Origin of the sequence: Nonomuraea sp. NPDC049504, assembly GCF_040676845.1 — a bacterium.
Classification (GTDB): Bacteria; Actinomycetota; Actinomycetes; order Streptosporangiales; family Streptosporangiaceae; genus Nonomuraea; species Nonomuraea salmonea.
The window spans coordinates 1-26257 of the sequence record NZ_JBFAPT010000021.1 but is presented as its reverse complement, the minus strand read 5'-3'; the positions used below and the strand labels follow the sequence as shown (position 1 = coordinate 26257).

Sequence of the window (26257 nt, the reverse complement as noted above, 5' to 3'; positions counted from 1 at the left end):
CTCCACCCTGTCACGCCCCCCGCGCACCCCTCCGTAGGCTGAGCCGCATGAGCGCCCCCACACCCCTGCGGCACGTCCCCGTCACCCCGGCCAACTTCGGCACCGCGTGCGCCGTGCGGGTCCGTCCTGACCAGGAACGGCTGGTGGGCCCGGTGATGAAGTCGCTGGCCGAGGCGTACGTATACCCCGCGAACGCCTGGCCTCGCCTCATCCTCGACGGCGACGAAGCGGTGGGCTTCTTCATGGCCTTCATCGACATCGACTGGAACGGCAAAGGCGTCGACTTCCGTTCCGGCCTGTGGCGGCTGAACGTGGCGGCGGACGCGCAGGGCCGCGGCGTCGGCCGGTTCGCGGTCGCGTCGGTGGCCGCCGAACTGCGGCGCCGGGGCAGCACGCGGCTGTACGTCACCTGGCATCCCGGCGACGACGGCCCCGAGGGCTTCTATCGCAAGCTGGGGTTCCGTACGACCGGCGAGGTCAGCGAGGGCGAGACGGTCGGTGTGCTCGACCTGGCGTGAAGTACGGCTCGGCCGCCTCCAGGCGGGGCGTGGGGACGTTCAGCCGGCGGGCCTCCGCCAGCGTGTCCCGGCAGATCTCCCGCGGCTCCTCGGCCTCGGGGTCGGAGTGGGCCGCGAAGTTGCCGCGTACCAGAGGAAAATGAGCGGTCAGCCACGCGAGCGCGGGCCCCGTCAGCCAGGTGGGCGCACGGAACGACCGCACGGTGGCCCGGTGCCGGCGCAGATCGACGCCGCGCGCCTCGACGAGCGGGAGCAGCTCGCGCGTGACCCGCATCGCCTCGCGCAGGTCGCCCGCCTTCCCCACCAGGTCGGCCAGCGAGCCCAGCCGCACGCCCTGTGAGTGGAGCCCGGCATTGGCCACGAAGTGCAGCCACAACCAGCCGCGGAAGTCGGGCCGCTCCTTGACGCGGAAGCCGGCCGTGCGGAACGCCTGGCGTGCGGCCCGCTCGCGTACGGTCGGGGGCCGGCCGAGGGTGCCGAAGACGACCGACGACAGCAGCGTCCCCCGAAGCACCCCGTCATCGCCGAACCCGCCCCCTGCCTGCGGGAAACCCCACGCGACCCGGGCGGGCGGCAGGTCGCCCATGGCGGCGAGCGGCTCGGCCCAGAGATTGCCGAAGACCAGCACGGTGGCCTCGCCGAGGCGCGGCGCGAGGAAGGCGGCCGCCTCCGGGAGACGGTGATGCGGCACGCTCAGCACGATCAGCTCGAAGTCGTGGTCTTCTGGGAGTGTCTCGCGGTAGCGCGCCGGGTACGTCCCGGCGACGCGCCGCCGCCCCACCCGTCGCCGCGTGTCCGTCAGGTCGAGGTCGATCGTCTCCCCGTACGTCGCGGCGCGCCCCGGCCGTACGTAGAACTCGATGTCATGCCCCGCCTGCCGCAGAGCCCAGCCGTAGATGCCGGCGATCACGCCCCGGCCGAACATGAGGATCCTGATGCCACACCTCGCTATGATGAAGTGGAGATAATCTCCACTTCTGGAACATATGGAGACGGATTCCGCTTTGTCAACACGGGATGTCACATGATCGCCGGAAAGCCGCTGCGCGCCGGCACTGAACGGGCACGAGGTGCCGTATGACCGCCGGGAGGCCGCTGCGCGCCGACGCCCAGCGCAACCGCGCGGCCCTGATCGCCAAGGCCCGCGAGGTCTTCGACGCGGGAGACTTCTTCGATCTGCGCTTCGACGACTTCGCCCAGCTCGCCGGAGTGGGCGTCGGCACGCTCTACCGCCACTTCCCCACCAGGGAGGCGCTGGCCGAGGCGGTCTACCACGAGGAGATCGCCGCGCTGTGCGAGCGCGCCCGCCATCTGCAGTCGGCACTCCCCGCCGCGGAGGCGCTGGCGGCCTTCCTGCGCGGCATGGTCGACCACATGCACGCCCACCAGGGCCTCGCCCGCACGCTGGCGACACTCATGACGAGCGGCTCGGAGCCGGTGGCCGAGGGCAGCCGCACGCTGGAGGAGGCCGTCACGGGCCTGATCGCCGCCGCCGCGAACGCGGGCGCCATCCGCGACGACGTGGGCCCCGGCACCGTGATGATGGCGCTGCACGGCATCGGCGCCGCCCACGACCGCCCCGGCTGGCGTGCCGAGGCCGACGGCGTCATCACCCTACTGCTGGACGGCCTGCGCTCGGCTCAGACGTCCGATCGAGGTGATCCTTCCGCCGGGCGTCAGCGTTCCGGAGCATCGTGGACGGAGATCGGGCATAGCATGGGCGTCACCTGATCGGCCGCCCAGAAGCGGTTCGCCCTCAAGGAAGGCAGCAGCGCTGAGCCCATGATCGACGACCTGCAGACGTTCACCCGCTACACCGATCGCGCCCGCATCGTCGTGGTCAAGTCCCAGGAAGAGGCCCGCGCGTCCAAGCACGCGCAGATCGAGCCGGCCCACCTGGTGCTGGGCCAGCTGCACCAGCCCGACGCCCTGGGCGCCGTCACGATGGCCGCGCTCGGCGCGCCCGTCGAGACGGTGCGCAACGCGCTGGCGGCGGCGCTCGGCACTGGCCCGGGGAGCGAGGAGCAGTTCCTGCCTTTCGCGGCCCAGAGCAGGAAGGCGCTCGAACTCGCCGCCCGCGAGTCGCTGCGCCTCGGCCACGACTGGATCGGCACCGAGCACCTCCTGCTCGGCGTCCTGTCCCTCCACGACGCCCCGGTGGTGGGCGTGCTCGCCGGCCTCGGCGTCACCAAGGAGCCGGCCGAGCAGCACATCCTCCGTACGGTGGACCGGCTCCGCAACCCCAGGTGACCGGCGACACGATCACGGAGGCGAGCAGCCGCGTCTACGAGCAGCTGCGCGGCGGCGACCTCGACCATGACACGCTGCTCGACCTGGTGATCGTGCTGGACGACCACGGCGTCAGCACCCCCGCGACCAGGGAGTTCCTGGAGTCCGACCCTGCCGACCTGTCCCGGGTGGCGCGGGCGGTCCTGCGGGAGACGTCGTTCGAGCCGCCGTTCGCGGTCGAACCCGGCTGGTGGCGCACCCTGGAAGAGGCGCTCGCCGTCGTGGAGCGCGACGCCCGCGCCACCGGCGTCACCGGCACGCTGCGGCTCGACGTCCCCGACTGGGACCCGCACGGGTACGCGCGCGTGGAGTTCCGCGGCGCCTACCAGGGCAACGGCATGGCCCCCTCGACCGGCAGCGACCCGGTCTGGGCGCTCGCCGCCGTCGCCGACGCCGCCCAGGAGGTCATCATGGAGATGATCTGGCGGGCCTGGCCCGTCTGTCCCGAACACGACCGCGGCCTGTGGGTCGCGCACCTGGACGATACCGTCGCCTGGCGCTGCACGTACGGCGGCGCCCACCTGGTCGCCGCCGTCGGCGAGCTACCCTCCGTCTGAAGGCCAGTTGCGCAGGACGGCGTCGAGCGCGTCCAGGGTGCGGTTCCAGGACTCCTCGACCGAGCGCGGGGTGTGCCGGAACCCGCCGGCCATCTCCAGGCTCACGTATCCGTGGAAGGTGGCGCCCAGCATGCGTACGGCGTCGGTCTGGGCGGGATCCGGCAGGTCGTAGCCGCGCAGGATCGCCCGCGTCATCGCGGAGTGGCGCGGGGCCGCGCTGTCGGCGGCGGTCTCGTAGTCCATCTCCAGCTGCGCGGCGGCGTACCGGCCCGGATGTTCCTTCGCGTAGCCCCGGTACGCGTTGGCGAACGCCACCAGCGCGTCCTTGCCCGACCGCCCGGCGAGTGCGGTGGCGGCGCGCTCGGCGAGCTCGGCCAGGGCCAGCTTGGCCACCCTGATCCGAAGGTCCTGGAGGTCCTTGACGTGTGAGTACAGGGCCGCCGGCTTGACCCCGAACGCGCGCGCGAGCGCCGAGACGGTGACGTTCTGGAAGCCGATCTCGTCGGCCAGCTCCGCCGCCGCCTGGGTGAGGCGTTCCGCGGTCACTCCCGCACGTGCCATGCGCTGCCTTTCCTCCGCTTGCTACGCTATTTAATCACTTGCTTACGACCTTTAAGAAGGACTAGCGTCGCCGCCCATGCGTCCCATCACAGATCACGACATCCGTACATCTTTCATCAACTGCTCCAAGGGTGAGGCCAAGCGGCTCAGCACCCCCAAGGATCTCGCGGACTTCCCGTGGGACGACCTCGACTTCCTCGGCTGGCGCGACCCGGGCGCCCCCGAGCGGGCGTACCTCGTCGCCGACCACGGCGGCGCGCTCACCGGCGTCGCGCTGCGCGTGACGTCCGGCGCGGCGCGCGCGTTCACCTCCCGCAGCATGTGCTCGCTCTGCCTCACCACGCACACCAACGGCGGCGTCGCGCTGATGACCGCCCGCCGCACCGGCGAGGCCGGCCGCCAGGGCAACACCGTCGGCCAGTACGTCTGCGCCGACCTCGCCTGCTCCCTCTACACCAGGGGCAGGAAGAAGGCGCCCGGCGACGGCGCGCTCATGGACGAGTCGCTGACCGTGGAGGACAAGATCGCCCGCGTGCGGGTCAACCTGGAGGCGTTCCTGGACAAGGTGACGGCCTGATCACCTCGTCCAGCAGCCGGCCGGCGCTCTCGGCGGGCGACTCCCCCTCGCTCGGCCGCGACCCTGCCCACGGCGCGGATGCGCTCGCGCAGCCGGTCCATGCTCCAGCCCACCTCGGCGTAGTAGCCGGCGCCGAGCGCGTCGACGTCCACGAACCACCGCCCGGTGGCGGCGGCCACCGCCTCTCCCAGCGTGCTCTTCCCGGCAGCGGCCGGCCCGATGAGCACCATCCACGCGCGCATCCCCCCATTTTCCCGCTGACGGTGAGGGGGTGTGCCTCGGTAGCGTGCCCGCCATGCGACTCACGGACGTGACCTCCACCATGGAGACGATCCTCACCGCACTGCCCACCGTCCCGCCCTACCGCGTCGGCGGCACGAGCGCCGCCCTCCTCCAAGGCGTGCACTTGCCCGCCGGCGACATCGACGTCCTGGTGGCCCGGCGCGCCGACGTCGACACCTTCGCCGCCGCCCTCTCCCCCTTCCCCTGCCTCTATCCCGCCGCCTGGCTCCCCGAGACCGCCCAATACTTCACCCGGCACGAGGTGAACGGGGTGGTCGTGGAGATCAGCACGGTCGAGCGGGAGACCGACTCCGACGGCATGGAGTGCATCGGCCGCGGCCCCTGGCAGCACTGCGTCCAGGTCACCTGCGGCGCCCATCGGGTGCCCGTGGTGCGCCTTGAGCTGCGGCTGGCGACCGAGCTCGCCCGCGACCGCCCCGACCGGTACGAGCCCATCCTCGGCCACCTGGCGGCCCACGGCTGCGACGCCGCCCTCCTGCGCAGGGCGCTGACCGCCAACGGCGTCCCGGTGCCGGCCGCTCTAGGCGAACTTCCTCTTGAGCAGGTCTTTGGCGGCCTGAGGGGCCTTGGCGGGTGAGCCGGCGTCGAAGGGCGGCTGGGGGTCGTACTCGATGGCGAGCTGGATCGCCTCCGCCGTCGTCCGGTCCTTGAGCCGCGCCACGAGCGCGAGCGCCATGTCGATGCCCGACGACACCCCCGCCGCGGTCACGACCTCGCTCTGGAAGACCACCCGCTCCGGCGTGTAGGTCGCGCCGAACGACTCCAGCACGTCCACGGCGCCCCAGTGCGTGGTCGCCGACAGCCCCTTGAGCAGCCCCGCCGCACCCAGCAGCAGGGACCCGGTGCACACCGACGTCGTCCATGCGCTCGTCTCGTGCATCCGCCGGATCCAGTCGAGCAGCGGGCGATCGTCCAGCAGCGCCCTGGCCCCTGGCCCTCCCGGGACCAGCAGCACGTCGCAGGCGTCGATGTCGTCGAAGGCGGCGTCGGCGGTGAGGGCCAGCCACTTGGGGACGTCGCGGACGGGCCCGGCCTGCTCGGCCACGAAGACGATCTCGGCGTCCGGCAGGAACTTCAGCACCTCGTACGGGCCGACGGCGTCGAGCGCCGTGAACCGATCGAACAACGGAATGGCGATGCGCACGGCGACTCCCTCGGCAGAGGCGAATGCTTGCTTTTCTAAGTTAGCATGTTAAGTTGTGAACAGGAATCTCAGCTTCACCCTGCACGTCCTCACCGCCCGCCTGGACCGCGCGGCCGACCGGCTCCTGCGGGCCGAGCACGACATCTCCTACAACCGCTTCCTGGCCCTGACCCTCGTGGGGGAGCTCGGCGCCTCGACGCAACGTGCCCTGGCCGACGCCCTCGGGGTGACCGAGCCGTCGGTGAGCCGCATGACGTCCGTCCTCGCCGCCGACGGGCTGCTCGACGTCCGGCCCGACCCGGGCGGCGGCCACCGCCGCCACCTGAGCCTCACGGACAAGGGACGGCAGCTCGTGGCGTCGGTCCAGCAGGGCTTCGAGGAACGGATGACCGCCCTCGTCGCCCACAGCGGGGTGCCGTACGCCGAGTACGCCCGGCACACCGCGCAACTGCTCGCCACCCTCGACCGCGCAGAACAGGAGCGAACCCTATGAGCCAGAGCACCGTCTCCTCCGCCGATGGCACCCCGATCTGCTACCGGACGTCCGGCGCCGGCCCCGGCCTCATCGTGCTCGGCGGCAGCCTGCGCGCCTCGGATGACTACCTGCCGCTGGCCACCGACCTGTCCCGCTCCTTCACCGTGCACCTGGTGGAGCGGCGAGGCCGCGGCGCCAGCGGCCCTTTAGGACCCGGGTACGCCTTGGCACGTGAAGTGGACGACCTGCTCGCCGTCCAGGCGGAGACCGGCGCCCGGCTGGCGTTCGGCCACAGCTACGGCGGCCTCGTCATCCTGGAGACCGCCCGGACATCTCCGGTTTTCGAGCGCATCGTGGCGTACGAGCCCGGAGTGCCCGTCGCCCCCGTCCCGACCGCCTGGATGTCCCCTTACCGGGAACGGCTGGCCGCGGACGATCCTTACGGCGCGTTCGTGCACTTCATCCGCGGGTCGGCGGGCGCGCCGGCCTTGATGGCGAAGCTGCCGTACTGGTATCTGCGCTTCGCGCTGCGCATCGGCTTCCGCGGGCCGAGCTGGCAGCGGATGCGTCCCCTCCTGGCGGCCAACGTGGCCGAACACGAGCAGATCGCCGCCCAGCAGGGCAAGCTCGCCGGCTTCGCGGCCGTGAAGGCCGCGGTCCTGCTCTTATGCGGCAGCCGCACCCCCGGCCGGTCCGAGTACGCCGCCCTTCGCGACACCCTGAGCGACGCCACCCTCGAAATCCTGCCCGGCCTCAACCACTTCGGCCCGGAAGGAAAGACAGCCCCGCTCGTGGCCGACCACGCCCGAGCCTTCCTCCTTTGACCTGTCTCAGTTGGGGTGACGCTCCATGAGGTCGGGTTGGCGCTCCATGAGGTCGGGGTGGCGCACCATGAAGACGTCCACCTCATCCTCGGCCTCTCGCGTGAACCCGTGCCGGTCGTACAACCGCCGCGCCGAACTGCCCTGCAGCACGTTCAGCCGGACCACGGCCCCTTCCCGATCACACCGCTCCAGCAGCCTGCGCAGCACAGCAGTGCCGATGCCCCTGCCCTGCAACTCCGGCGCCAGATAGAAGTGCTCCAGCCAGTAGCAATCGTCCGCCACCCGCAGCGCCACACACCCGGCGAAGTCACCACCCACCTCGATCACCCACGTGTGCGCCGGCACGAACCCATCCCGCAGCCGCTGCCGCACCCGACACTCGTCGTACCGCCCGAGCCGCTCAAGGTCCTCCCTGAGCACCAAGGCCCGCAACTCAGCCACAGCCGCAACATCGCCCATCACAGCAGGCCGAAGCGCCCAATCCCCCACAAACGCGATGCTATCGCCCCACTGCGGCGCCTGCCGGAGCTGTGCTGCCGCGGGGAGGCATCAAGCCTGACGATGCATAATCGCCAGATGTTCGACTTCGTCATCAGTGGATACCGCCCCACATGGCTGAGCGGCGGCCCGGCCGTGGCCGCCGCGCATGGCGCGAGACTGGCCATGCTGGAAGGCCGGAAGCTGACGCGCGCTCTCCTGGTGTGGGATCTCGACGAGGACAGCTGGTTCTCCGATGGCCTGATCCTTCTGGATTTCGAGGGAGAGCAGGTCGAGATCGTCCACCACAAGTTCCATGACATCTCCCTTACGTGGAACGTGGTCGACCCGGCTCAGCCGCTGGATTGGGCCGGCCAGGGATTTCGGCTGGCCTGGCGAGAAGGCGTACCGGCTGAATTGGCGCGGCTGCAGGGGCAGAGCCTGCAGGCCGTGGAGCTGCTGACGTGGATGGGGGAAGACCTGGCGTACGGGACGGTGGCTGTCGGATTCGTTTTTCCGCAGGGCCGAGTGACCATCTACAACGCTCTTGATGAGAACGGCATGGACTTCGGAGAGCCCGATCAGCAGTACGCACGCCAAAGCCTGACGAGCGGCTTGCCTGGCTGAACGAGGTCGCGACCGTGGGCACTGACATCTACATCTCCATTGGGACTCGCCACCCATGTGCTGAAGAGGACTGGTACGAGGGAGAGCCATGGTCGCCGGCCGCGGACCGCCGGCCGACGTCTCGGCCGCCATCCGTCATGCCCACCACTGAGCAAATCACATGGACACCGACGGCCATTCGGCTGTAGACACTGTCTACATGAAAGCAGAAGCGGGCCTGAAAGACCGTCTGGTGTCGTGCGCGACCGCCATGGTCACCGAGAGCGGCCCCGAGAACGTCACCCTGCGCGCGATCGCCCGCAGCGCCGGGGTCTCACATGGCGCTCCGCTCCGCCACTTCGCCGGAAGGGAAGCCCTGCTGTCGGCCGTCGCCGCTCAAGGGTTCCGCGATCTCGCCGCAAGAGGCCGGGGCGTCCTCGCCGGGCTGCCTCCCGCGTACGACAGCGGGCAACGGCTGCAGGCCGCCTGCCGTACCTACGTGGCGTTCGCCTTCGACGAGCCCGGGATGTTCGCGCTGATGTTCCGCCACGACCTGGTCGACCCGCGGGAACCGGAGCTGGCGCGCGTCAGTCTGGAGGTCTTCGACACTCTGGTGGAGCTGGTACGAGCCCACCAGGCCACCGGCTGGCAGCACCGTACGGACAGCCGCCGGTTGGCGGGCGCCCTGTGGAGCGCGCTGCACGGCTTCGCCCAGCTGTGGATCTGGAACGCCCTGCCCACGGCGACCGGCGCCGCGACCCCCGATGCCGTCCTGGAGGTCCTTCTCCGGGCCTTCGACCTGCCCGCCGTCGGAGGTGCCGGCGATGCCTGATCCGTACCAGCGGGTGGCCGTCTTCGACCTCGACGGCACCCTCGTACGAGGGGACTCCTTCGCCCGCTTCCTCCGGCTTCTCCTCCTGCGCCGGCCGATCCGCGCGGTCATCTCCTTGCTGTCGGCGATCATCCTGGTCCCGCTGTTCCTGATCTCGCGGACGCGCCGCCGAGCAGTGGCCGGGTTCCTCTGGCTGGCCACGATCGGCGTACCGCCTCATCGTTTCGAAGCGCTGGCGGAGGAGTTCGCGCTCGCGCACGCCGCCGAGCCGCGCCGCATCGCCATCACCCTCGACCGCCTCCGCTCCCACCAGCGCGCCGGCGACCGCGTCATCATCGTCACGGGCTGCGCAGACCCGCTGGCCGGCGCCGTGTGCAGGGCACTCGGCCTGGCCGGGGTCGAGGTGATCGCCGCCCGCCTCGAACACTCCCGGCGCGCGCACCGGGTCGCGGAAGGCTGCCTCGGCGCCGACAAGGTCCGCCGTCTGGAACAAGCGGGTGTCGTCCCGCCGATCGAGTACGCGTACAGCGACAGCGCCGTTGACCTGCCCCTCCTCCGCGCCGCGAAGCACCCCGTCCTCGTGGGCCCCTCACCCCGTACGCGGCAACGAGTCCGGGCGGCCCTGGGCGCGGACCCCGCCGTACTGCCACTCGATTAGGCCGTCCACGGTGATCGTCGGGGGCGGAGTCTATGCTTCCAGCCCATGACCACGGACGAGATCCCTGTCATCCACGTCAAGCAGCTGGTCGTGGAGGTGGATTACAGCCAGGTCTATCTCGCGGACGAGGGATACGTCGCCGGCTCTTTCGAGGACACGCCGAATCCCCCTGTGGGAGTCATCCGCGTGGAGAAAGGCATTGCCTTACTCGCTGTGGGACCGCAGTGGGGCCCGGTGGACTTCACGGTGGCCGTCGCCGACCGAGATCCGGGCACCGAATTCGACGGATACGAAGACATCGTCGAGATCAGCTATGAGTCCCCGACCGGTCGGCTTTCCCTGCTGGAATGGGGAGGCGCGAACACGCATCCTCTTCCTCCCTTACCCGCCGGCCCTCACACATATCGTGTGCGCTACCACATGAGAGGCATGGACGAAGAAGTCGCGATGGAGGTAGGCGACCACTATTTCCTGCAGGTCTGGCCCGAACCGCCACGCGCCCCCACCGTGCTCAAATCAACGAGCTCATCCTTCCGATACTGGCTTGACTCCCAACGAGATTCATGAGCCCGCGTTCACATAGCGCGGATCATCCCGAAGACCCCCGGCTGATACGTCACCACTCGCGGGTCGCGATCAGCTCCTCCGCGTCCGCGTCCGCGAACCCGTAGGCCGACGCCACGAACCAGAAGTCCTCGGCGATCACTTCGCGGGCCACGGTCTCGATCTCGCTGCCGGCGGCGTCGAACTCGGCCTCCAGTTCGTTGAACTCCTCCGTCGCCGCGTGGGTGAGGACGTACAGCGCCGCCAGGTCCGCCGGCCGCTCGTCCTCGATGCGCTCGCACAGCCGCAGCAGGATCTGTCTGCCCTTGTCGACGACGTGGTCGGGGTAATAGCCGTCCTCGTACATGCCCTTGAGAAAGGCGTGGCCGGCTGTCCGCGGGTCGGTGGGGGGCACCCTGATCTCCTGTCCTCGCCCTGGTCCAGGGTGCCGATGTTGCACCATGCCACCGACAAATGAGTGGCGCAGCGTCACCGGGCGGGAGTTCACTGGTGCGATCGTCCTGAGGAGGAGCACTTCTGTGATCGCGATTTCAGCCGCTTCCGGTGCGCTCGGCCGTCTCGTCATCCAGGCAGTACGCGCCCGGGCCGAGGTGGTGGCCGTGGTGCGCGATCCCGGGCGAGCTCCTGAAGGCGTCCCCGTGCGGCGCGGCGACTACGACGACCCCGCGAGCCTGCGCGAGGCCTTCCAGGGAGCCGACCGTCTCCTTCTGATCTCCTCCCCCGAGCTGGACACCGCCCGCAGGATCAGGCAGCACCTGAATGCCGTGACCGCCGCCAAGGAGGCCGGCGTCGGCGCGATCGTCTTCACCAGCTTCCTGGGGGCCGACACCGTAGCCACCGGCCTGACCGAGGCCTATCACGCCACCGAACAGGCCATCCTCGACAGCGGCCTGCCGTACACGCTGCTGCGTCATCCCTTCTACAGCGACGCGTTCGTCCCGCGGGTCTCCAATGGCGAGATCACCAGCAACACCGCAGGCCGCGGCCTGAACACGGCCTTCAGGTCGGACCTGGCCGAGGCGGCGGCGAACGTACTGACGGGCGAGGGGCACGACGGCCACGCGTACGACTTCACCGGGCCCCTGTGGAGCTATCCCGAGGTCGCCGAGGCCCTGAACGTCACCTACCGCGAGGCGCCCGACTCCGGCCCCATGAGCTGGATCTCCGCCCAGGTGCGCACGGGCGCCCTGGAACGCCAGACCCCCGACCTGGAACGCGTACTCGGAAGGCCCGCAGAAACGATCCTTTCTCGCGCCCAGACCATAGGTGGACGCTGATCACCGGATCGGGCATCCTTATCTTCCTTATGTCGGCGATCGGATGGCGACGGCTATGGGCATGGGAATGTTCGAAGGTCTGTTTCTGATAGTGCTGTGGATCATTCCTGCAGTGGCATTGTTCTTCCTCATCTACTGGGCGGTCCGACTCGCCATCCGACACGAGAAGCAATGGGCACCGCCTCCGCGCGACGCCGGCCCTCGGCGTAGTCCCCGACCGCGACGCCAGCCCGAATGAGCCGTGGAACGCCCAACGAAAGGGATCGCCCGGTTCGCCGCAGCTCATCCTGTACGCCTCGGCGTGATCGCAGGCTCTTCCACCGGCGCGCTGATGGTCTTCTTCTCGCTGATCGGTGACGCGCTCGGCGCCGAACACGCCCTGGCACTCGATGCCTTGCTCCTCTGCCTCGGCATCGCCGTTTTCCTCAGCGTCACTTTCGTAGGCTTGGGCTACTTCGGACGCCTGCATTCCTCCCGACCGGATGGGAACGAGCGGACAGGTCAGGACGAGCCAGGCTGAGAATCGATGAACTCCTCGAGCAGGCGGAAGAGCGTCTCGATGGCGACCGGCTCCAACTCGGCAGGAACCTCGCTGTACGGCTTGAAACCGACAGGCTCGATGAACCACAGGACGAGTTCTGGCCATGCGTAACCGCTCTCGCGCCCGATACGACCGACAAGCCATTCGCGGAAGCCGTCGAGCGTGCGGCCCCCTAACGCGAAGTCACAGCCGTTGAGGAAGGCGACCACCGTCGAGAAGCTCAAAGGCCACACGCACATTCCTGGAGCGCGCCGGAAGTCCTTGAACACCCCCGGAAATCTGGGCGATATCGCGTTCGGCATGCTGGGCCTACCTCTCCTAGATCCCGTTCTCACCGGAGGCCGAGGTTCGGAAGAACTCCGCCTGGGTGAGGGCGTCCGCCGGTCCTGATCAAGCATCGATCGTCACGACGACCTTCCCGCGCACCCGGCCGCGCTCGGCGTCCCGGTGCAGGTCAGCCAGGGCTTCCAGCGGGCGAACGTCCGCTTCGACGCGAACAGCGCCCGAGTCGATCAGCGCCACGAGCTCCGACAGCTGACCCACGTCGTTGCGGGCGACGAACTGGACGGCGTGCGGATGCGCGATCGGCTGAGTGATGGAGACGAATGCCCTGGCCAACCGCGTCACCGACGCGGGGACGTCGGGAACCAGGTTGATCAGCACGTCGTTGCCGCCCGGCAAGGGAGCGGCGGTGTAGTCCACGATCTCGTCGGCGCCCAGCCCCCGTACGGCCGCCGCGCTGCGCGGGCTCGCGGTCGCCACCACGTACGCGCCCGCATGCTTGGCCAGCTGAACGGCGAACATCCCCACGCCCCCGCCGGCCCCGTTGATCAGCACCCGGCTGCCACGGCCGATGCGGGCGTGCTCGAAGACCGCCTGCCAGGCGGTGAGCCCGGCCACCGGCACGGCGGCCGCGTCCGCCAGCGGGATCCGTTCCGGCGCCCTGGTCAGCAGGCTCGCCTTCGCGACCGCGTAACCGGCCGCCGCCCCGTCGATGAGCCCGATCACCCGATCGCCGGGAGCGAAGTCACCCGCCCCGGTGACCACGGTGCCCGCGACGTCCCAGCCGAGCGTATGCGGCAGCGTGCCGCCGAACACCTCCCGCAGCAGCCCCATCCGCAGCCCGACCTCCGACGGGTTGAACGACGTCGCGGCCACCCTGATGAGCACCTCGCCCGGCCCTGGCTTCGGCACCGGCACCTCGTCCAGCGAGATCACCGACGCGTCGCCGTACTCGTGGATGCGGGCGGCCCGCATGCTGCCGAGGAAGTCGGCGGCGTGCTCGCTCGCCCACGTCTCGAACGTGCTCGCGGGCGCTCCGGTGACCTCCTCCACGGTCCCGGTGGCCGGGCCTGGCTCGGCCAGAGCGCGCAGCATTTCGTCCACGGCCTGCTCGGGCCACCCCAGCCCGACCAGCCGCGTCCTGGCCTCCTCCGGGGGCTCCTCCTCCCAGCGGACCGGCCGGCCGATCGCCGCGCCGATCGCCCGTGCCTGTTCCCGCTGGGTCATCGGCCGGGGTCCGGTCAGCGTGTAGACCGCTCCGTGGTGCCCTTCGCCGAGCAGCGCACGCACGGCGACGGCTGCGACGTCCCGCTCGTGGATGGGGGAGAAGGTCGCATCGCCGTACGGCTGCCGCACGACGCCCGCGCGGACCTGCTCGGCCCACCGCAGGGTGTTGGCCGCGAACGCGTGCGGCCGCAAGACCGTCCATTCCCGGGCGTTCTCGGCGATCAGCCGCTCGATCCCGATCTCGGACGGACGCGCGGCGGCGGAGGACAGATAGACCACCCGCCGCGCCCCGACCAGCTCCAGCAGCTCGCGGGCGCCCTCGGCCGTGGCGAACGGCCACAGTAAGAACATCGCGTCGACACCGTCGAGAGCCGCCTCCAGCGCGACCGGGTCGGTCAGCTCCCTCGTGATCGTACGGACGTCGGCGCCCGCGTCCTCGACTTGCTTCACCAGCGAGCGGCCGATGGTGCCGGTCGCCCCGCTGACCAGGACTTTCCTCATGGCGTCCACCATAGAAGCGTTAGGAGAGCCGCCCAATGCTTGTTCGTGCGCGATTCATACGCGATCGTCTTCCCCCTTAGACTCCGTTGCATGGATGTGCTCAGCGACGTGGTCGCCTCCATGCGCGCGGGCGTGCCGCGCTCGGCGCGGGTCGAGTGGCCGGCGCGCTGGGGGCAGCGGTTTCCTTCCGCACCCGGCTCGGCGGGTTTCCACGTGGTGCTGCAGGGCTCGTGCTGGGCGATCCCGCCGGAAGGTGAGCCGATCGCGGTCGGAACGGGCGACGTGCTGTTCTTCCCGCACGGACACGGCTACGCGCTCGCCGACTCCCCCACCAGTCCCATCGCGGAGCCGTACTGCGACCCCGACACCCCCGCCGAACTGTTCGCCTCGGCCTCCCTGGAGGGCGCCAGGCCCGTCACCGTGACGCTCTGCGGCGGCTACCGGCTCGACTCCAGCCAGGCGCATCCGCTGCTCAGAGAGCTGCCCGCGATGATCCACCTGCCTGCCGAGCTGGGGCACGACACCGAGCTGCGCGCCGCCGTCGAGCTGCTCGGGAAAGAGATCGGCGGCCCGCGACCGGGCGCCGACCTTGTGGTGTCGGCGCTGCTCGACATGCTCCTGCTGTACATCCTGCGCGCCTGGTTCGACGTCTCGATGGAGCACTGCGAGGCCGGCGGCTGGACCGCCGCGCTGGCCGACCCGGCCATCAGCGCCGCGCTCGACGCCATCCACCGCGACCCCGCCCACCCGTGGACGGTCGAGTCGCTCGGCCGCCGCGCGGGGCTGTCCCGCGCGGCGTTCTCCCGCCGATTCACCCAATACGTCGGGCAGCCACCGCTGGCGTACCTGACCTGGTGGCGGCTGGGCACGGCCGCGCGCATGCTGCGCGACTCCGACGCCGCGCTGAGCGAGATCGCCGGCGCGATCGGCTACGGCTCGGAGTTCGCCTTCGCCAACGCCTTCAAACGCCAGTACGCCATGGCCCCCGGCAGATACCGCCGACACGGCTGCCCAGCACCCCGTCCTTGAGGTGATCGGCTGCGCCCGTTCTACCGCGTGAACAAGCAGAACGGATGCCCCGCGGGATCGAGATAGACCCGCACATCGTCCTGGGGCTGGTAGCCCGCAAGCGTCGCCCCCGCCTCGACGGCATGGGCTCCTGCGGTCTCCAGATCGTCCACCTCGATGTCCAGGTGCATCATCATCTGCTGATCCCCGGGCCCGGCCGGCCACGTCGGCCGCACATGAGCCGCCTCGGTCTGGAACGACAACCCCGCCCTTTCATCAGGCGCACGAAGAACCACCCAATCAGATTCCTCTTCTCGTACGTCCCAGCCGAGCAACCGCTGATAAAAGGCCGCCAACGCGCGAGCATCAGGCGCACCGAGCACCGTCGCCGCCAACACCATCCGTGGCCTGTCGATCACGCCACCTCCCAGCCTGGTCAATGAGCGACCACCTCTGCCCCTGAGCCCGAACCTGCATCCTGACGCTGGCGTCCTGTTTTCGAGCATCACGGAGATTCCCTTACATGTATGCCCTGGCCTGCAAATTGAAAAGTTCGCGGTACAGGCCGCCAGAAGCGAGGAGTTCGTCGTGGGTGCCGACTTCGATGACGCGACCGGCTTCCATCACCACGATCAGATCAGCCATTCGCACGGTGGAGAAGCGATGGGAAACCAGGACGGTGATCCCGCCGTTGTGGCGGGTCGTGCGCGATGAGGCGGCGGCGAAGCGTTCGAAGAGAGCGTGCTCCGCCTCCGGGTCCAGAGCAGCCGTCGGCTCGTCCAGTACGAGGAGGAGGGGCCGCGGCCGCATGAACGCGCGTGCGAGGGCGAGCCGTTGCCACTGGCCGCCCGACAGATCGACGCCGCCGGCGAAACGGCGTCCGAGCTGCGTGGCCGAACCTGCCGGGAGTTCCGCCAGAACGTCGGTGGCGCCTCCTCGGCGTGCCGCTGCCCGGAGGGATTCGGGGTCGTTCATCCGGGCGAGATCACCGATCCCGATGGTCTCCTGGGCCGTGAACTCGTACTTCACGAAGTCCTGAAAGCCCGCCGAAGTTCGCTCATGCCAGGATCGCGGGTCGAGCTCGTGCAGATCGATTCCGTCGATCTCGACGACGCCGTGGGTGGGGTCGTACAGACGCAGAAGCAGTTTGGCGAGGGTCGATTTCCCGGCGCCGTTGTCGCCGATGATCGCAACCGTGCTTCCCGCCGGCAGGAACAGGTTCAGGTCGCTGACAGCCTGTCCGGACGATCCTGGATAGCCGAAACTCACGCTGCGGAGCCTGATGCCGTCACGCAGACGGGTAGGTGCCGGCGTCCGTCCCGACGACCATGAGTGCTCCTCGGCGTAACGACGCAGTCATCGCAAGCCGGCGACGGTGTCCAGCATGCGCGCCATCTGGCGCGTCGACGTCGCAAGCCCGGAGGCGGTCCGGTCGAGTTGCGGGATCAGCAGCACCACCATGGCCACGTCGCCCGCGTGCAGGGCACCCATGCGCGTCTGCCACAGGACGAAGGCGATGGCGCAGCCATAGCCGATGGTGAAGAGCATCGTCATCACGAGGTCTCGCCAGATGGCACGGCGGAAAGCCGCCCATCGGGGGACATCCCGGTCTCGGTGCAGGCGCTCGAACTCGTCCAGGAGCCGGGCGCGCAACCCGTAGGCACGGATCTCCAGACCATGCCGGGGGGATGCCGCCAGGTCGGTCAGTAACCGGATCTTGCGATGGGGTGCGACGGTCGCGCGTTGGATCCGTTGCAGGTCCCGGCCGGTACGGCCGGCTGTCCAGATCCGCACGCCGGCCACGATCACCAAGGCGATCAGGACCGGATGGATCGTCACCAACAACACCGTGATCGTCGCTGATCCGGCGAGAACGGCGAAGGAGGAGCCCAGCACCGTGGCGCCGTACTTCAACTCCCTGGACTCCTCGCGGATGTGGGCCAGCCGATCGGCGATGTCGGGCCGTTCATGGTGGGCGATGCCGGGAATGCCGCTGGTGAGATCGAGGAGTTCGCGGTCGAGGTGCCCTTCGAGCCGGTCTTCCATGGTGGCCTGGACCGCGCTGGAGGCGATGCGGGCGACGAGGGTGCCGGCGAGGCCACCGCCCAGCCAGATCAGTCCAGTCCGCCAATCGCCGCCGGTGGTCAGACCGCCGGCGGTGAGGCCGAGCCCGTACGCCGGCAGCGGAGCCGCGACGGCCATGCCGATGACCGACACGAACTCGATCGTCGCCAGCAACGGCACAGCGCGCAGGGTGAGCCGGATCAGCGCCGACACGGAGCCGAGCACTTCACGCATCCGCGGCCCCCTGCCCATAGCGGTCCGCCTGCTGGTTGAACATGACGCTGTATCGGCCGCCCAAGGCCATGAGGTCCTCGTGCGTGCCGGCCTCGATGATGCTGCCGTCCTGGAGAACGCAGATGCGATCCGCCGGCCGTACCACCGAGAAACGATGCGAGATGACAAGGGACGTCGCCGAGGACGTCAGCTGGAGATAGCGCTCCACCAGATCCGCCTCCGCCCGCACGTCCAGGGCAGCGGCCGGCTCGTCCAGGATCAGGAAGGACGCCCCTGATCGCAGGGCGTAAAGAGCGCGTGCCAGTGCCATCCGCTGCCATTCCCCGCCCGACAGGTCGACGCCCTCGTCGAAGGACTTGTGCAACGTCGTGTTCCACCCGTGAGAAAGGCGGGCGACGGTCCGGTCAGCGCCGCTTTGCGCAGCCGTCTCGGCGACGAGCTGCTCATCGTGCGGCGAGGCGAGAATCACGTTGTCGATCGCCGTACCGGGCAGGCGGAGGAAATCCTGGGGAATGGGAGCCAGCCTCCGCTGCCAACCGGCGAGCTCTACGTCGCTCATGGCCGCCAGATCCACGCCATTGACGATGACCTTTCCAGCGGTGGGCCGCAGGATTCCCGCTATGAGCTTGACCAGTGTCGACTTGCCGGCCCCGTTCACGCCGACCAGCGCAAGTCGTTCACCGGGCCTGATTCGCAGGTCCAGCCCCTTCAGCGCATCCTCTTCCGCGCCCGGATACCGGAACCACACGTCATGAAACTCGACGGCGGGCAACTCGTCACCGACGGGGATGTCAGCGGCAGTGGGACCGGCCTCCGTCCGGAGAGCCTGCATGGCCTTATAAGCCTCTACTCCCCTGATCAGTCGCGATGCGTGATGAGCATTGGTCGAACCGCTCAGCTGCAGGAGAGCCGTAATGGCGATGGTGACCTCCGCCACGGTCAGACCGCCCTCCGCCGTCGTGATGCCGATCACCGCCACGGTTCCCAAGAGACACAGCAGATGCAGCCCGTGAACGCCGAACGTGAGCAGCGCAGTGCGCCGCCGCTCGCGCAGCAGCGGGAGCAGGGAGGTGCTCCAGACGTCGTGATACTTACCGGAGAACCAGCCGGCGAGACCGAATATCCGTATCTCCTTGGCGGCCTGGTCCATTCCGGCTTCGAGGATGTAGGCGGCACGTCGTTGTTCCTCTGTCTGGTCGGCCCACTGATCGGATTCGGCGATCAGCAACCTGGCCGAATGCCACTCCGCCAGCCACGTGGCGGTGAGGACGGCGAGGGCGGCCCACCAGGAGAAGACGAAACCGACAAGAACCGTCGCCCCACCCGCGGTGAGCCGCGCGGCCAACAACGGCCCAAGCGCCTCGATCCCCGTTCGGACCCCGAAACTCCCCACCCCGCGCGCACGTTCGACGGTGTCGCGAAATGCGGCTGTTTCGAGATGAGTGATCAGTACGGGACGGAGAAGGGCATCGACGATGCGTTCGTGCGTGAGGGGTTCCAGGTCATAGACGATCCGCCGGGTGGTGAGCTCTGTGACCAGCGGCAGAGCCCGCTCAAGGGCGAAGACGGCGATGAGTGCCCCGCACAGAACGAGGAAGTGTCCGGACGGCCCGTCTCCAACCGTGGCAGCCGCGCCGACCAATTCACCGATGAGCAGGGTGAGCCCCAGACCGGCTGCGACATGCACGATTACGGCGAGCAGCAGGAGCGGCGTCGCCCTGCTGTGGCGGAGAGCGTAGCCCAACAGCTGCGACACCAAGCGGACCTCATCATGCTGTCAGCCAGATCGGAACAGCGTGGGCAGTCACCCCCGCCGTTCTTGTAGATCGCATTCCACCATGTCCGAACAGCATCCGCCTATCCGATAAAAGCTCACGCAACGTAGCCGACCGCGTACTACACCCGATTCCATGCGATGGGGTGAAGCTCGGAGCGGGCGATCAGGGGTCCTGCAGCCTTACGGCGAGGAAGATGGGGCCTGGTGTCTGGATGGCAGGGAGTACGGCGGCGCGCCGCGCGACACGTCGCGATCATCCGGGGACTGAAGCGCCTCCCTCGGAAGCGAAGGAGCCGAACTAGGGAGCCGTGGTGCCCATCAGCAATCCAATACTCCGTTCTTCGTGCGTGGAGTGGCCTGGGGCGAATGAGATCGCGATTGGGAGGGCGTCTCTGCGTTTGCCGCCCTGTCGCCCTGTCGCCCTGTCGCCCTGTCGCCCCACGAAGGTCGAGCACGGCTGACCCTCGCTCGATGCAGAGACCTCATGGCCGCAGGACCACAACCGGGTAGGGCATCAGCCGGCGCCGATAAGACGTCGCCAAGGTCGGGTCCGGCCACCTATGTTGCGGGCATGGCAGATATCTCCATGACGGACAGGTGCGACTGCGGTGCGACGGCCGGCCCACTGGGCATGTGCGTGGACTATTACCACGGGATTCTGGCCGAGGAGCAGTCGGATCCGCAGATGTTCAGGTGGCACGCGTGCGTGGTCGTGACATATCTCCTGCAGCATCCTTCCAGAGCCCACGAGAAATACCTCGACGACCAGTATCGCCAGTTGCAGTTCTACGTGGATCAGGGCCTTGACGCGCTGCTCCGCCTGGCGGCCCATCGGGTGTCACGCAACAACCACCGGGCACGGCCGAGCTACGACACGGCACCGTTGACGGCATACGCACCGCTCCCGAAGGGCGAACCTCCCGGCTTCTCGGCTTCGTTCAGCGGCCTGCCGGTCAAGGACGACAGCTTCGTGTTCGACGGGCATTCCGCGTACGGGGATCGCATCAAAGCCATCGCCGAAGCGACAGTGGAGTCCTGGAAATCCGTTCGGAGCTGACGCCCTCGAAGCTCGAAGGCCGACACCCGCTGAACACTCCGGCGCGCAAGCTGTCCGGTCGGCCATGTACGACATCAGCCCAGCAGTGGCGACCGGGAAACTGCATCTGCATCAACCCCGGTGTGTGCGCTGACGAAGGGCGAGCGTGCGGCGCCCGGCCGGTGTCCTGCCGACGGCCGGGGGCGGCCCCTCGGGCCACACGCCCGGACCGGCGGACGGGCGCAGGGCCAGAGCCCCTGCTGCTGCGCATCACGGCCGCACCTTGCTCCATACGAGAGCTACTCGGCGATGTTCCGATCGAACACCGTAGCCCGACGCGCCTCGGCGATGAGTTGCCCGAGGTGTCGATCACGTGCACTGGCCCCTCTGCCGCTATTCGAGGTCGCGTGGAATGCGACGTCCGATATCAGCTGAAATTGCTAGTCTGATTCACGCCAGCCCTCATCACGAAATCGCTCGTAACGTACTCAGCGAAAACGTCATCCGTCTTTCGAGTGGAAATCAGGACGAGGGAATAAGACATGGATCTCCAGCTTTCCGGCCGGGTTGCAGTTATCACCGGTGCTTCCAAGGGCATCGGCCTGGCCGTCACCCGTACCCTCCTCGACGAAGGGGTTCGTGTCGTGGCCGCTTCGCGGACGAGCACCCCCGAGTTGGAGGCGCTCAGTGGCGACCTGCTGCATGTTCCGACCGACCTGATGGACCCTGAGGCCCCCGCCCAGATCGTCGAAAAGGCCGTGACGGAGTTCGGTGGGCTGGACATCCTGGTGAACAACGCCGGCGGCCCACCGCCCGGCGTGACTCTGCCGCGCTTCGGGTTCCTGGCCGCCACTGATGAGGACTGGCGGGCGATGTTCGAGTTCAACCTGTTTTCGGTCGTACGCACCGTTCGGGCGGCCATCACGCCGATGCTCGCCCGCGGCGAAGGGTCGATCGTCAACATTTCCTCGGCCAACGCCCACTCGCCCGCGCCCATGAACGTCGATTACAACGCCGCCAAGGCGGGCCTCAACAACCTGACCAAGGCGCTGTCGGAGGAATTCGCGCCCCAGGGCATCCGGGTGAACACCGTCTCCCCGGGCCCGGTGCGTACGGCCTGGTGGACGAAAAGCGGTGGCGCGGCCGACATCATCGCCGCCCAAGCGGGAACCGACCGCGACAGCGTCATCAACAAGGTGGCACCCGAGATGATGAAGCTGACGACGGGCCGTCTGGCCGAGCCCCAGGAGATCGCCGACGTGGTCGCCTTGCTCGCCTCACCTCGCTCAGCCAGCACGACCGGCGCGGATTTCGCCGTCGACAGCGGGTTCCTCAAGCAGATTTGACGACCGATCGACGCCGCAGCCCAGGTCACCCGAGTATCCCGGATGACCTGGGCTTTTGCGTATGGAGCGGGTGGCGGGATCGAACCCGCGCTCTGCTCGCTCCGCCGGCCAAGGGTGACGGTAGGCGGCGCATTCGCCATCGTTGATCGAGTGGCCACTCTTGCGCGATCATTGCGCGTGACTCGCGACCTGTCGACACCGCCCGTCATTCTCTCCGGCTCCCTAGCTGGCTCCCGCCAACCCGTGCTAACCGCCCCCGGAGTCCTGTTGCTCCGTCCTTGGGAACGGGCCGACACACCGGCGTTCCTGGCCGCGTACCAGGACGACGAAATCAGGCGCTGGCACACGCGTCGTCCCTCGAACGAGGCCCAGATCCTGGAGTGGTTCGACACCTATCACCAGGACTGGAAACGAGAGAAGGGCGGCCACTGGGCGATCACCCGCGACGGCGGCGAGGTGCTCGGCCGGATCGCACTACGCGGCCTGGATTTCGACGACGGCACCGCCGAGGTCGCCTATTGGGTGCTCCCTGCCGCTCGCGGCGCCGGCGTCGCCGCTCGCGCCCTGACAGCGCTCACCGATTGGGCCCTTGCCGAGATCGGCTTCCAGCGCCTGGAGTTGGACCACTCGACGCGCAACGCAGCCTCCTGCAAAGTCGCCACGAGGTGCGGCTATCTCTTGGAAGGCACCAAGCGGAGCGCCGCGGTCCACGATGACGGCAGACACGACATGCACCTGCACGCCCGCATCCGAGGCGCTGATCCTGTCCGGTGAATAGGCAGAACCGTGTTACGTCACGGATGGAGGCGCATGTGAGGCCGGGCAGTTGCGATCGTCAGGCTGTAGCTGCGCGGTGGTCTGGAGCGGCGAGCGGAAGCTGATCACTCTGCCGTCACGAAGGGTTCTGGGCGTGCAGAATGCGGACAGATAACTGGATCACGGCCCGTCGCCGGCATCGTGGGATGACACAACCGGCAGGGAGTCCCCGTCATTCCACCGGGACCAGCGTCAGATAGACAAGCCCGAGAATTCCGCGATAGCCGGTCAGGTACGAGACGCGCTGCCGGTCGGCGTCGGCGCGCAACTTCGCGGCCTTGGGATGGTCGGCGTTGGCGGCCAGCCATACCTCGACATCGGCAAGATAGCCCGCCTCGAACTGGTCCCACTCCTCCTGGGAGGCGACTTCCAGCCACTCCACCCGGAACCCGGCCTGCACCGCCGCCTCGACCATGCCGTCCAGCGGAAGGTGGTCGTCGGGCTTGGCGCCTGGCCACATCCTGGCCAGCTCATCCGGCTGCGGCCGGCGTTCCCAGAACCCCTCGCCGTACAGCACGCGGCCGCCGGGGTTGACCAGCCTGCGCAGCTCCTTCAGCGCCTCACCGTACTGGTCGGGTGCCGGGGCGTCGCTGAGCGCCTGCCCGGAGCCCACGCACAGCACCACGTCGGCGGGACCGCGCTGCGTGCCGGTGGCCGACTCCTTCAGGTACTCCATCCGATCCGCCAGACCGCGACGGACCGCGAGGGCCCGGCCACGTTCCAGATCGCGATCGAGCAGGTCGATGCCGATGCCCGTAGCGCCAGGCGCGGCGGCGAGCAGCCGGAGACTCAACTCGCCCCAGCCGCAGCCGATGTCCAGCACGCTCTTCGGTTCCGTCGCAGCCAGACGCGCGACGAACCCCGCGGCCCGCTCCTCGCCCAACGGCCCGTGGAACGTCAGCCTGCTCCGATGTGAGGCAAGCTGGTCGGGGGCCGTCTCGTCTGTCGTCTGCTCAGTCATGTACGCCAAGGCTAACCACAACGGATACGCTCATGCACCTGCATTAAGCCGCAATCGGGCTGGTCCAGGGGCCGGTGGCCGGTTTCATGCCCGCGAACGATCGAAGACCAAAGCCCAGGTACCGAGTCCACCGACCCACCTGGGCCTTCACTGTGAGAGCGGGTGACAGGAACGAACCCGCGCCGTCAGCCTGGAAACCGCATCGATCACGGCTCGCTGGGGCACTGAGCTGGCCAAAAGGCTGGTCCTGAGTGACCGTGGTTGGCCCCTCGTCACCCCTCTTGATGGCCCTCTAATGGCCCGTTGATCAGCCTGCCGCCTGGTGTTACTCGTGCAACACGCGCGCCGGGTGGTCGGTGGTGAACTACACCGGTGAGGATATATACGAGGCTGATGAGCGCCCTACTTGCGGGCTGGCTTGGAATCGTGTTGGTCGCCGGTGCCTTCCTGCCACAGTATGAATGGAGCGGGTGACGGGAATCGAACCCGCGCTGTCAGCTTGGGAAGTCTTCCAAGATCAAAGCATCTGACCAGGGGAAGCGCTCACCTGGGCCAATGGCGGTCGGGTGACCGTGAGTTCCCGCGACTCTCCGTTGATCGCTGTCCGAACGGGCACGCGACGGGCACGGCTGGCGGCGCTACCAAAGGACGCAAGAAACCGATCAGCTCTCGCCGATACACAACTCCCTCAGCGACTACGGGAGGATGGGAGGTAGGATAGAGGGTATGAGCGAGCCTACTGGCAAGTATTCGATCACCATGCCGCGTGACATCGCCGAGGCCGCCCGATCTCGGAGTGGCCCTTCCGGCCTGTCCGCCTACGTCGCCGCCGCCGTCGCTCGCCAGATCGAGCGCGACAACCTCAACGAACTCATCCAGGTCGCCGAGGCCGAGCACGGCCCCATCACCGACGATGAGGTCCAGGCACTGCGTGACCAACTCCACCAGACCCGACGAGGACAGGCCGATGGTGGGGCGGCTGCGTGACCCGTTCTCCCGCCGCTCCTGGCGGCACCCTTGTCCTCGACAGCGAGGGACTGGCCAAGGCCGTCCAGCGCGACCGTACGATCACCGCATGGCTCACTCTCGCCCGTGCTGACGACCTCCGCGTCATCACCTCTGCCGCCACTCTTGTCGAGGTGGTCCACCCCCGCGTCAACCGGCCAGCCCTGGAATGGACGCTGTCCCGCCTCGTCATCGAACCGGTCACCGAAGCAATCGCCCGCCACGCCGCCATGCTCTTGTCCAACACCGGTCTGCACGGGCATAAGCACGCCATCGATGCCATGCTCGGCGCCACCGCTCTCGCAGCCCCAGGCCCCGTCACGATTCTCACTTCCGATCCCGAGGACCTCGCCGCACTGTGCGGTGCACGCCTCACTGTCATCAAGGTTTGAGCCATGCCCTGGACCCCGCTGACTCCAACCGCGTAATGGCGCGCAGAGACCAACAGCCCGAGGAAGCAACGAAGCCCAGGTACCGGATCACCGGTTCACCTGGGCTCTCATACTGAGAGCGGGTGACAGGAATCGAACCCGCGCTGTCAGCTTGGGAACTGCATCGATCACGGCCCACTGGGACACTGAGCTGGGCGGCAAGTTGATCCTGAGTGACCGTGATTGTCCCCTCGTCACCCCTCTTAATGGCCCGCTAATGGCCCGACGACCAGCCTTCGACCTGGCGTGACCTGAGCACAGAGCCCTAGCCTGTGCGCCGTGAGAGTCGAACACAGCGCAACATTGCGGATCATGAGCGATGTGCACAGTCCCATCGAGATCTCTGAGGCCTTAGGTGTGCGGCTTTCAGCAGTCACCCAGGTTGCGTCCACGGGAGTGGTGTACGAGTTCGGCCTGGTCACAGGCGTGGCGTCGTGCAATGAAGACGGCCATCGAGTGATCCTTCGAGTAGCTAGATCAAGATCGAAGGGAACCAGACGATGGCCGCAGACCCCAGTGTGACGCCCGCGCAGTGGCTGGCGAAGCAGATCGAGACCGATGACCCTGACATGTTGCGATCCATGGTGAAGACCATGGCCGAAGCGTTGATGTCGGCCGAGGCCGACAGCCTGTGCGGGGCCGCCTACGGCCAGCGCAGCGACGAGCGGACCAACTCCCGCAACGGCTACCGCAGCCGGGAGTGGGACACCCGCGCCGGGACGATCGACCTCGCCATTCCCAAGCTCCGGCAGGGCTCCTACTACCCGGACTGGCTGCTGGAGCGACGCCGCCGGGCCGAGCAGGCGCTGATCAGTGTGGTCGCCACCAGCTACCTGCTCGGCGTCTCCACCCGGCGCGTGGACAAGCTGGTCGAGCAGCTCGGCATCAAACACATCTCCAAAAGCCAGGTGTCCCAGATGGCCAAGGCGCTGGATGAGCAGGTCGAAGCCTTCCGCACCCGCGCGCTCGATGCCGGCCCGTACACCTTCGTTTGGATCGACGCGCTGACACAAAAGGTGCGCGAGGGCGGCCGCACGATCAACGTGCACGCCTTGCTCGCCACCGGTGTCAACGCCAACGGCCAGCGCGAGGTGCTCGGCCTGGACGTCACCAGCGCCGAGGACGGCGCCGGCTGGCTGGCCTTCCTGCGCGGCCTCGTGGCGCGCGGGCTGTCCGGGGTGCAGCTGGTCGTCTCCGACGCCCACCGCGGCCTGGTCGAGGCGATCGGCGCCGCCCTGCCAGGCACGGCCTGGCAGCGCTGCCGCACCCATTGGAGCCGTAAAGAAACAAGGTGTTGCTTTTCGATCTTGAACTCGTTGACTTGGTATGGGCATACGGAGCGAGGTCCGCGATCAGCTTTCCTTGC

The 26257-nt window shown here is 68.5% G+C and carries 33 protein-coding genes; 21 read left to right on the top strand and 12 right to left on the bottom strand.

Annotated elements, in window-relative coordinates; all coding sequences use genetic code 11:
- Positions 1–47: 47 nt before the first annotated feature.
- Positions 48–518: a GNAT family N-acetyltransferase gene (locus tag AB0K28_RS33705; RefSeq protein WP_364377916.1), complete on the top strand. Its 471-nt coding sequence runs from the start codon at positions 48–50 to the stop codon at positions 516–518.
- Here the strand turns inward: AB0K28_RS33705 and AB0K28_RS33700 are convergent.
- Complete coding sequence (locus AB0K28_RS33700; RefSeq protein ID WP_364377914.1) at positions 478–1443, bottom strand: 2-dehydropantoate 2-reductase N-terminal domain-containing protein; 966 nt, start codon at positions 1441–1443, stop codon at positions 478–480. The two genes, AB0K28_RS33705 and AB0K28_RS33700, sit on opposite strands and share 41 nt — an antisense overlap.
- A gap of 152 nt (positions 1444–1595) precedes the next feature.
- Here AB0K28_RS33700 and AB0K28_RS33695 point away from each other — a divergent pair, with 152 nt between their 5' ends.
- Genes AB0K28_RS33695 through AB0K28_RS33685 form a run of 3 tightly spaced genes read left to right on the top strand, consistent with a single transcriptional unit; the run spans position 1596 to position 3364 of the window.
- On the top strand, positions 1596–2249 hold the full coding sequence (locus AB0K28_RS33695) for a TetR/AcrR family transcriptional regulator (RefSeq protein ID WP_364377912.1): 654 nt from the start codon (positions 1596–1598) through the stop codon (positions 2247–2249).
- A gap of 51 nt (positions 2250–2300) precedes the next feature.
- Positions 2301–2768, top strand: a complete 468-nt coding sequence (locus AB0K28_RS33690) for a Clp protease N-terminal domain-containing protein (RefSeq protein WP_364377910.1) — start codon at positions 2301–2303, stop codon at positions 2766–2768.
- On the top strand, positions 2765–3364 hold the full coding sequence (locus tag AB0K28_RS33685) for a hypothetical protein (RefSeq protein WP_364377908.1): 600 nt from the start codon (positions 2765–2767) through the stop codon (positions 3362–3364). Before AB0K28_RS33690 ends, AB0K28_RS33685 begins: the two co-directional genes overlap by 4 nt.
- Here AB0K28_RS33685 and AB0K28_RS33680 read toward each other — a convergent pair.
- On the bottom strand, positions 3350–3925 hold the full coding sequence (locus AB0K28_RS33680) for a WHG domain-containing protein (protein WP_345395130.1): 576 nt from the start codon (positions 3923–3925) through the stop codon (positions 3350–3352). The genes AB0K28_RS33685 and AB0K28_RS33680 overlap by 15 nt on opposite strands.
- A 76-nt stretch (positions 3926–4001) precedes the next feature.
- Between AB0K28_RS33680 and AB0K28_RS33675 the strand changes: the two genes are divergently transcribed.
- Together AB0K28_RS33675 and AB0K28_RS33670 are read left to right on the top strand one after the other, a co-directional pair.
- On the top strand, positions 4002–4502 hold the full coding sequence (locus AB0K28_RS33675; RefSeq protein ID WP_364377905.1) for an FBP domain-containing protein: 501 nt from the start codon (positions 4002–4004) through the stop codon (positions 4500–4502).
- A 295-nt stretch (positions 4503–4797) separates the two neighbouring features.
- Positions 4798–5382, top strand: a complete 585-nt coding sequence (locus AB0K28_RS33670; protein ID WP_364377903.1) for a hypothetical protein — start codon at positions 4798–4800, stop codon at positions 5380–5382.
- On the opposite strand, the gene AB0K28_RS33665 is transcribed toward AB0K28_RS33670, so the two are convergent.
- The gene (locus AB0K28_RS33665; protein WP_364377901.1) at positions 5326–5949 is read right to left on the bottom strand and encodes a DJ-1/PfpI family protein; all 624 of its coding nucleotides are present in this window, start codon (positions 5947–5949) and stop codon (positions 5326–5328) included. The genes AB0K28_RS33670 and AB0K28_RS33665 overlap by 57 nt on opposite strands.
- Positions 5950–6004: 55 nt before the next feature.
- Between AB0K28_RS33665 and AB0K28_RS33660 the strand changes: the two genes are divergently transcribed.
- A complete protein-coding gene (locus AB0K28_RS33660; protein WP_364377899.1) occupies positions 6005–6442 on the top strand; it encodes a MarR family transcriptional regulator in 438 nt (145 codons plus the stop codon).
- On the top strand, positions 6439–7248 hold the full coding sequence (locus tag AB0K28_RS33655; RefSeq protein ID WP_364377897.1) for an alpha/beta hydrolase: 810 nt from the start codon (positions 6439–6441) through the stop codon (positions 7246–7248). The genes AB0K28_RS33660 and AB0K28_RS33655 overlap by 4 nt, the downstream gene beginning before the upstream one ends.
- A 6-nt stretch (positions 7249–7254) precedes the next feature.
- Here AB0K28_RS33655 and AB0K28_RS33650 read toward each other — a convergent pair whose 3' ends face one another.
- Positions 7255–7689 carry a GNAT family N-acetyltransferase gene (locus AB0K28_RS33650; protein ID WP_345395113.1) on the bottom strand — a complete coding sequence of 145 codons (435 nt, stop codon included), beginning with the start codon at positions 7687–7689 and terminating at the stop codon, positions 7255–7257.
- Between the two features lie 135 nt (positions 7690–7824).
- Between AB0K28_RS33650 and AB0K28_RS33645 the strand changes: the two genes are divergently transcribed.
- The 4 genes from AB0K28_RS33645 to AB0K28_RS33630 all read left to right on the top strand — a co-directional run bounded on the left by AB0K28_RS33645 (position 7825) and on the right by AB0K28_RS33630 (position 10388).
- The gene (locus AB0K28_RS33645) at positions 7825–8352 is read left to right on the top strand and encodes a hypothetical protein (RefSeq protein WP_364377894.1); all 528 of its coding nucleotides are present in this window, start codon (positions 7825–7827) and stop codon (positions 8350–8352) included.
- Between the two features lie 199 nt (positions 8353–8551).
- On the top strand, positions 8552–9163 hold the full coding sequence (locus tag AB0K28_RS33640; protein ID WP_345395107.1) for a TetR/AcrR family transcriptional regulator: 612 nt from the start codon (positions 8552–8554) through the stop codon (positions 9161–9163).
- Positions 9156–9821 (top strand): HAD-IB family phosphatase, encoded by a 666-nt coding sequence (locus AB0K28_RS33635; protein ID WP_364377892.1) that lies wholly within the window; start codon positions 9156–9158, stop codon positions 9819–9821. Before AB0K28_RS33640 ends, AB0K28_RS33635 begins: the two co-directional genes overlap by 8 nt.
- A gap of 45 nt (positions 9822–9866) precedes the next feature.
- Complete coding sequence (locus AB0K28_RS33630) at positions 9867–10388, top strand: hypothetical protein (RefSeq protein ID WP_364377890.1); 522 nt, start codon at positions 9867–9869, stop codon at positions 10386–10388.
- Positions 10389–10437: 49 nt separating this feature from the next.
- On the opposite strand, the gene AB0K28_RS33625 is transcribed toward AB0K28_RS33630, so the two are convergent.
- The gene (locus AB0K28_RS33625) at positions 10438–10779 is read right to left on the bottom strand and encodes a DUF5713 family protein (RefSeq protein WP_364377888.1); all 342 of its coding nucleotides are present in this window, start codon (positions 10777–10779) and stop codon (positions 10438–10440) included.
- Positions 10780–10903: 124 nt separating this feature from the next.
- On the opposite strand from AB0K28_RS33625, the gene AB0K28_RS33620 reads away from it, so the two are divergent.
- Both AB0K28_RS33620 and AB0K28_RS33615 read left to right on the top strand, forming a co-directional pair.
- Positions 10904–11662 carry an NAD(P)H-binding protein gene (locus tag AB0K28_RS33620; RefSeq protein WP_364377886.1) on the top strand — a complete coding sequence of 253 codons (759 nt, stop codon included), beginning with the start codon at positions 10904–10906 and terminating at the stop codon, positions 11660–11662.
- Positions 11663–11903: 241 nt separating this feature from the next.
- Complete coding sequence (locus AB0K28_RS33615; RefSeq protein ID WP_364377884.1) at positions 11904–12182, top strand: hypothetical protein; 279 nt, start codon at positions 11904–11906, stop codon at positions 12180–12182.
- Here the strand turns inward: AB0K28_RS33615 and AB0K28_RS33610 are convergent.
- Positions 12164–12472 (bottom strand): hypothetical protein, encoded by a 309-nt coding sequence (locus tag AB0K28_RS33610; RefSeq protein WP_364377882.1) that lies wholly within the window; start codon positions 12470–12472, stop codon positions 12164–12166. The two genes, AB0K28_RS33615 and AB0K28_RS33610, sit on opposite strands and share 19 nt — an antisense overlap.
- A 121-nt stretch (positions 12473–12593) precedes the next feature.
- The gene (locus AB0K28_RS33605; protein WP_364377880.1) at positions 12594–14213 is read right to left on the bottom strand and encodes a zinc-binding dehydrogenase; all 1620 of its coding nucleotides are present in this window, start codon (positions 14211–14213) and stop codon (positions 12594–12596) included.
- Positions 14214–14303: 90 nt separating this feature from the next.
- Between AB0K28_RS33605 and AB0K28_RS33600 the strand changes: the two genes are divergently transcribed.
- A complete protein-coding gene (locus AB0K28_RS33600; RefSeq protein WP_364377878.1) occupies positions 14304–15242 on the top strand; it encodes an AraC family transcriptional regulator in 939 nt (312 codons plus the stop codon).
- Between the two features lie 20 nt (positions 15243–15262).
- Here the strand turns inward: AB0K28_RS33600 and AB0K28_RS33595 are convergent, their stop codons facing one another.
- The 4 genes from AB0K28_RS33595 to AB0K28_RS33580 form a co-directional block, all read right to left on the bottom strand.
- Entirely contained in the window at positions 15263–15640 is a 378-nt protein-coding gene (locus tag AB0K28_RS33595; protein WP_364377876.1) for a VOC family protein, read from the bottom strand.
- Positions 15641–15740: 100 nt separating this feature from the next.
- Positions 15741–16490, bottom strand: a complete 750-nt coding sequence (locus AB0K28_RS33590) for an ATP-binding cassette domain-containing protein (RefSeq protein ID WP_364377874.1) — start codon at positions 16488–16490, stop codon at positions 15741–15743.
- Positions 16491–16577: 87 nt separating this feature from the next.
- A complete protein-coding gene (locus AB0K28_RS33585) occupies positions 16578–17519 on the bottom strand; it encodes a hypothetical protein (protein ID WP_364377872.1) in 942 nt (313 codons plus the stop codon).
- A complete protein-coding gene (locus tag AB0K28_RS33580) occupies positions 17512–19275 on the bottom strand; it encodes an ABC transporter ATP-binding protein (RefSeq protein WP_364378248.1) in 1764 nt (587 codons plus the stop codon). The genes AB0K28_RS33585 and AB0K28_RS33580 overlap by 8 nt, the downstream gene beginning before the upstream one ends.
- 592 nt (positions 19276–19867) lie before the next feature.
- On the opposite strand from AB0K28_RS33580, the gene AB0K28_RS33575 reads away from it, so the two are divergent.
- From AB0K28_RS33575 to AB0K28_RS33565, 3 genes are all read left to right on the top strand, one after another.
- Positions 19868–20353 carry a DUF5946 family protein gene (locus AB0K28_RS33575; protein WP_345395074.1) on the top strand — a complete coding sequence of 162 codons (486 nt, stop codon included), beginning with the start codon at positions 19868–19870 and terminating at the stop codon, positions 20351–20353.
- Positions 20354–20874: 521 nt separating this feature from the next.
- Positions 20875–21678: an SDR family NAD(P)-dependent oxidoreductase gene (locus AB0K28_RS33570; protein ID WP_364377869.1), complete on the top strand. Its 804-nt coding sequence runs from the start codon at positions 20875–20877 to the stop codon at positions 21676–21678.
- A gap of 267 nt (positions 21679–21945) precedes the next feature.
- Positions 21946–22452: a GNAT family N-acetyltransferase gene (locus AB0K28_RS33565; protein WP_364377867.1), complete on the top strand. Its 507-nt coding sequence runs from the start codon at positions 21946–21948 to the stop codon at positions 22450–22452.
- Positions 22453–22666: 214 nt separating this feature from the next.
- Here the strand turns inward: AB0K28_RS33565 and AB0K28_RS33560 are convergent, their stop codons facing one another.
- Positions 22667–23455 (bottom strand): class I SAM-dependent methyltransferase, encoded by a 789-nt coding sequence (locus AB0K28_RS33560; RefSeq protein WP_364377865.1) that lies wholly within the window; start codon positions 23453–23455, stop codon positions 22667–22669.
- 726 nt (positions 23456–24181) lie between these two features.
- Between AB0K28_RS33560 and AB0K28_RS33555 the strand changes: the two genes are divergently transcribed.
- From AB0K28_RS33555 to AB0K28_RS33545, 3 genes are all read left to right on the top strand, one after another.
- Positions 24182–24442 (top strand): CopG family transcriptional regulator, encoded by a 261-nt coding sequence (locus tag AB0K28_RS33555; RefSeq protein ID WP_326631480.1) that lies wholly within the window; start codon positions 24182–24184, stop codon positions 24440–24442.
- Positions 24439–24852: a PIN domain-containing protein gene (locus AB0K28_RS33550; RefSeq protein WP_364377862.1), complete on the top strand. Its 414-nt coding sequence runs from the start codon at positions 24439–24441 to the stop codon at positions 24850–24852. Before AB0K28_RS33555 ends, AB0K28_RS33550 begins: the two co-directional genes overlap by 4 nt.
- Positions 24853–25391: 539 nt before the next feature.
- Positions 25392–26257: IS256 family transposase (locus AB0K28_RS33545; protein ID WP_364377860.1), on the top strand; the 866-nt coding region annotated here is incomplete at its 3' end.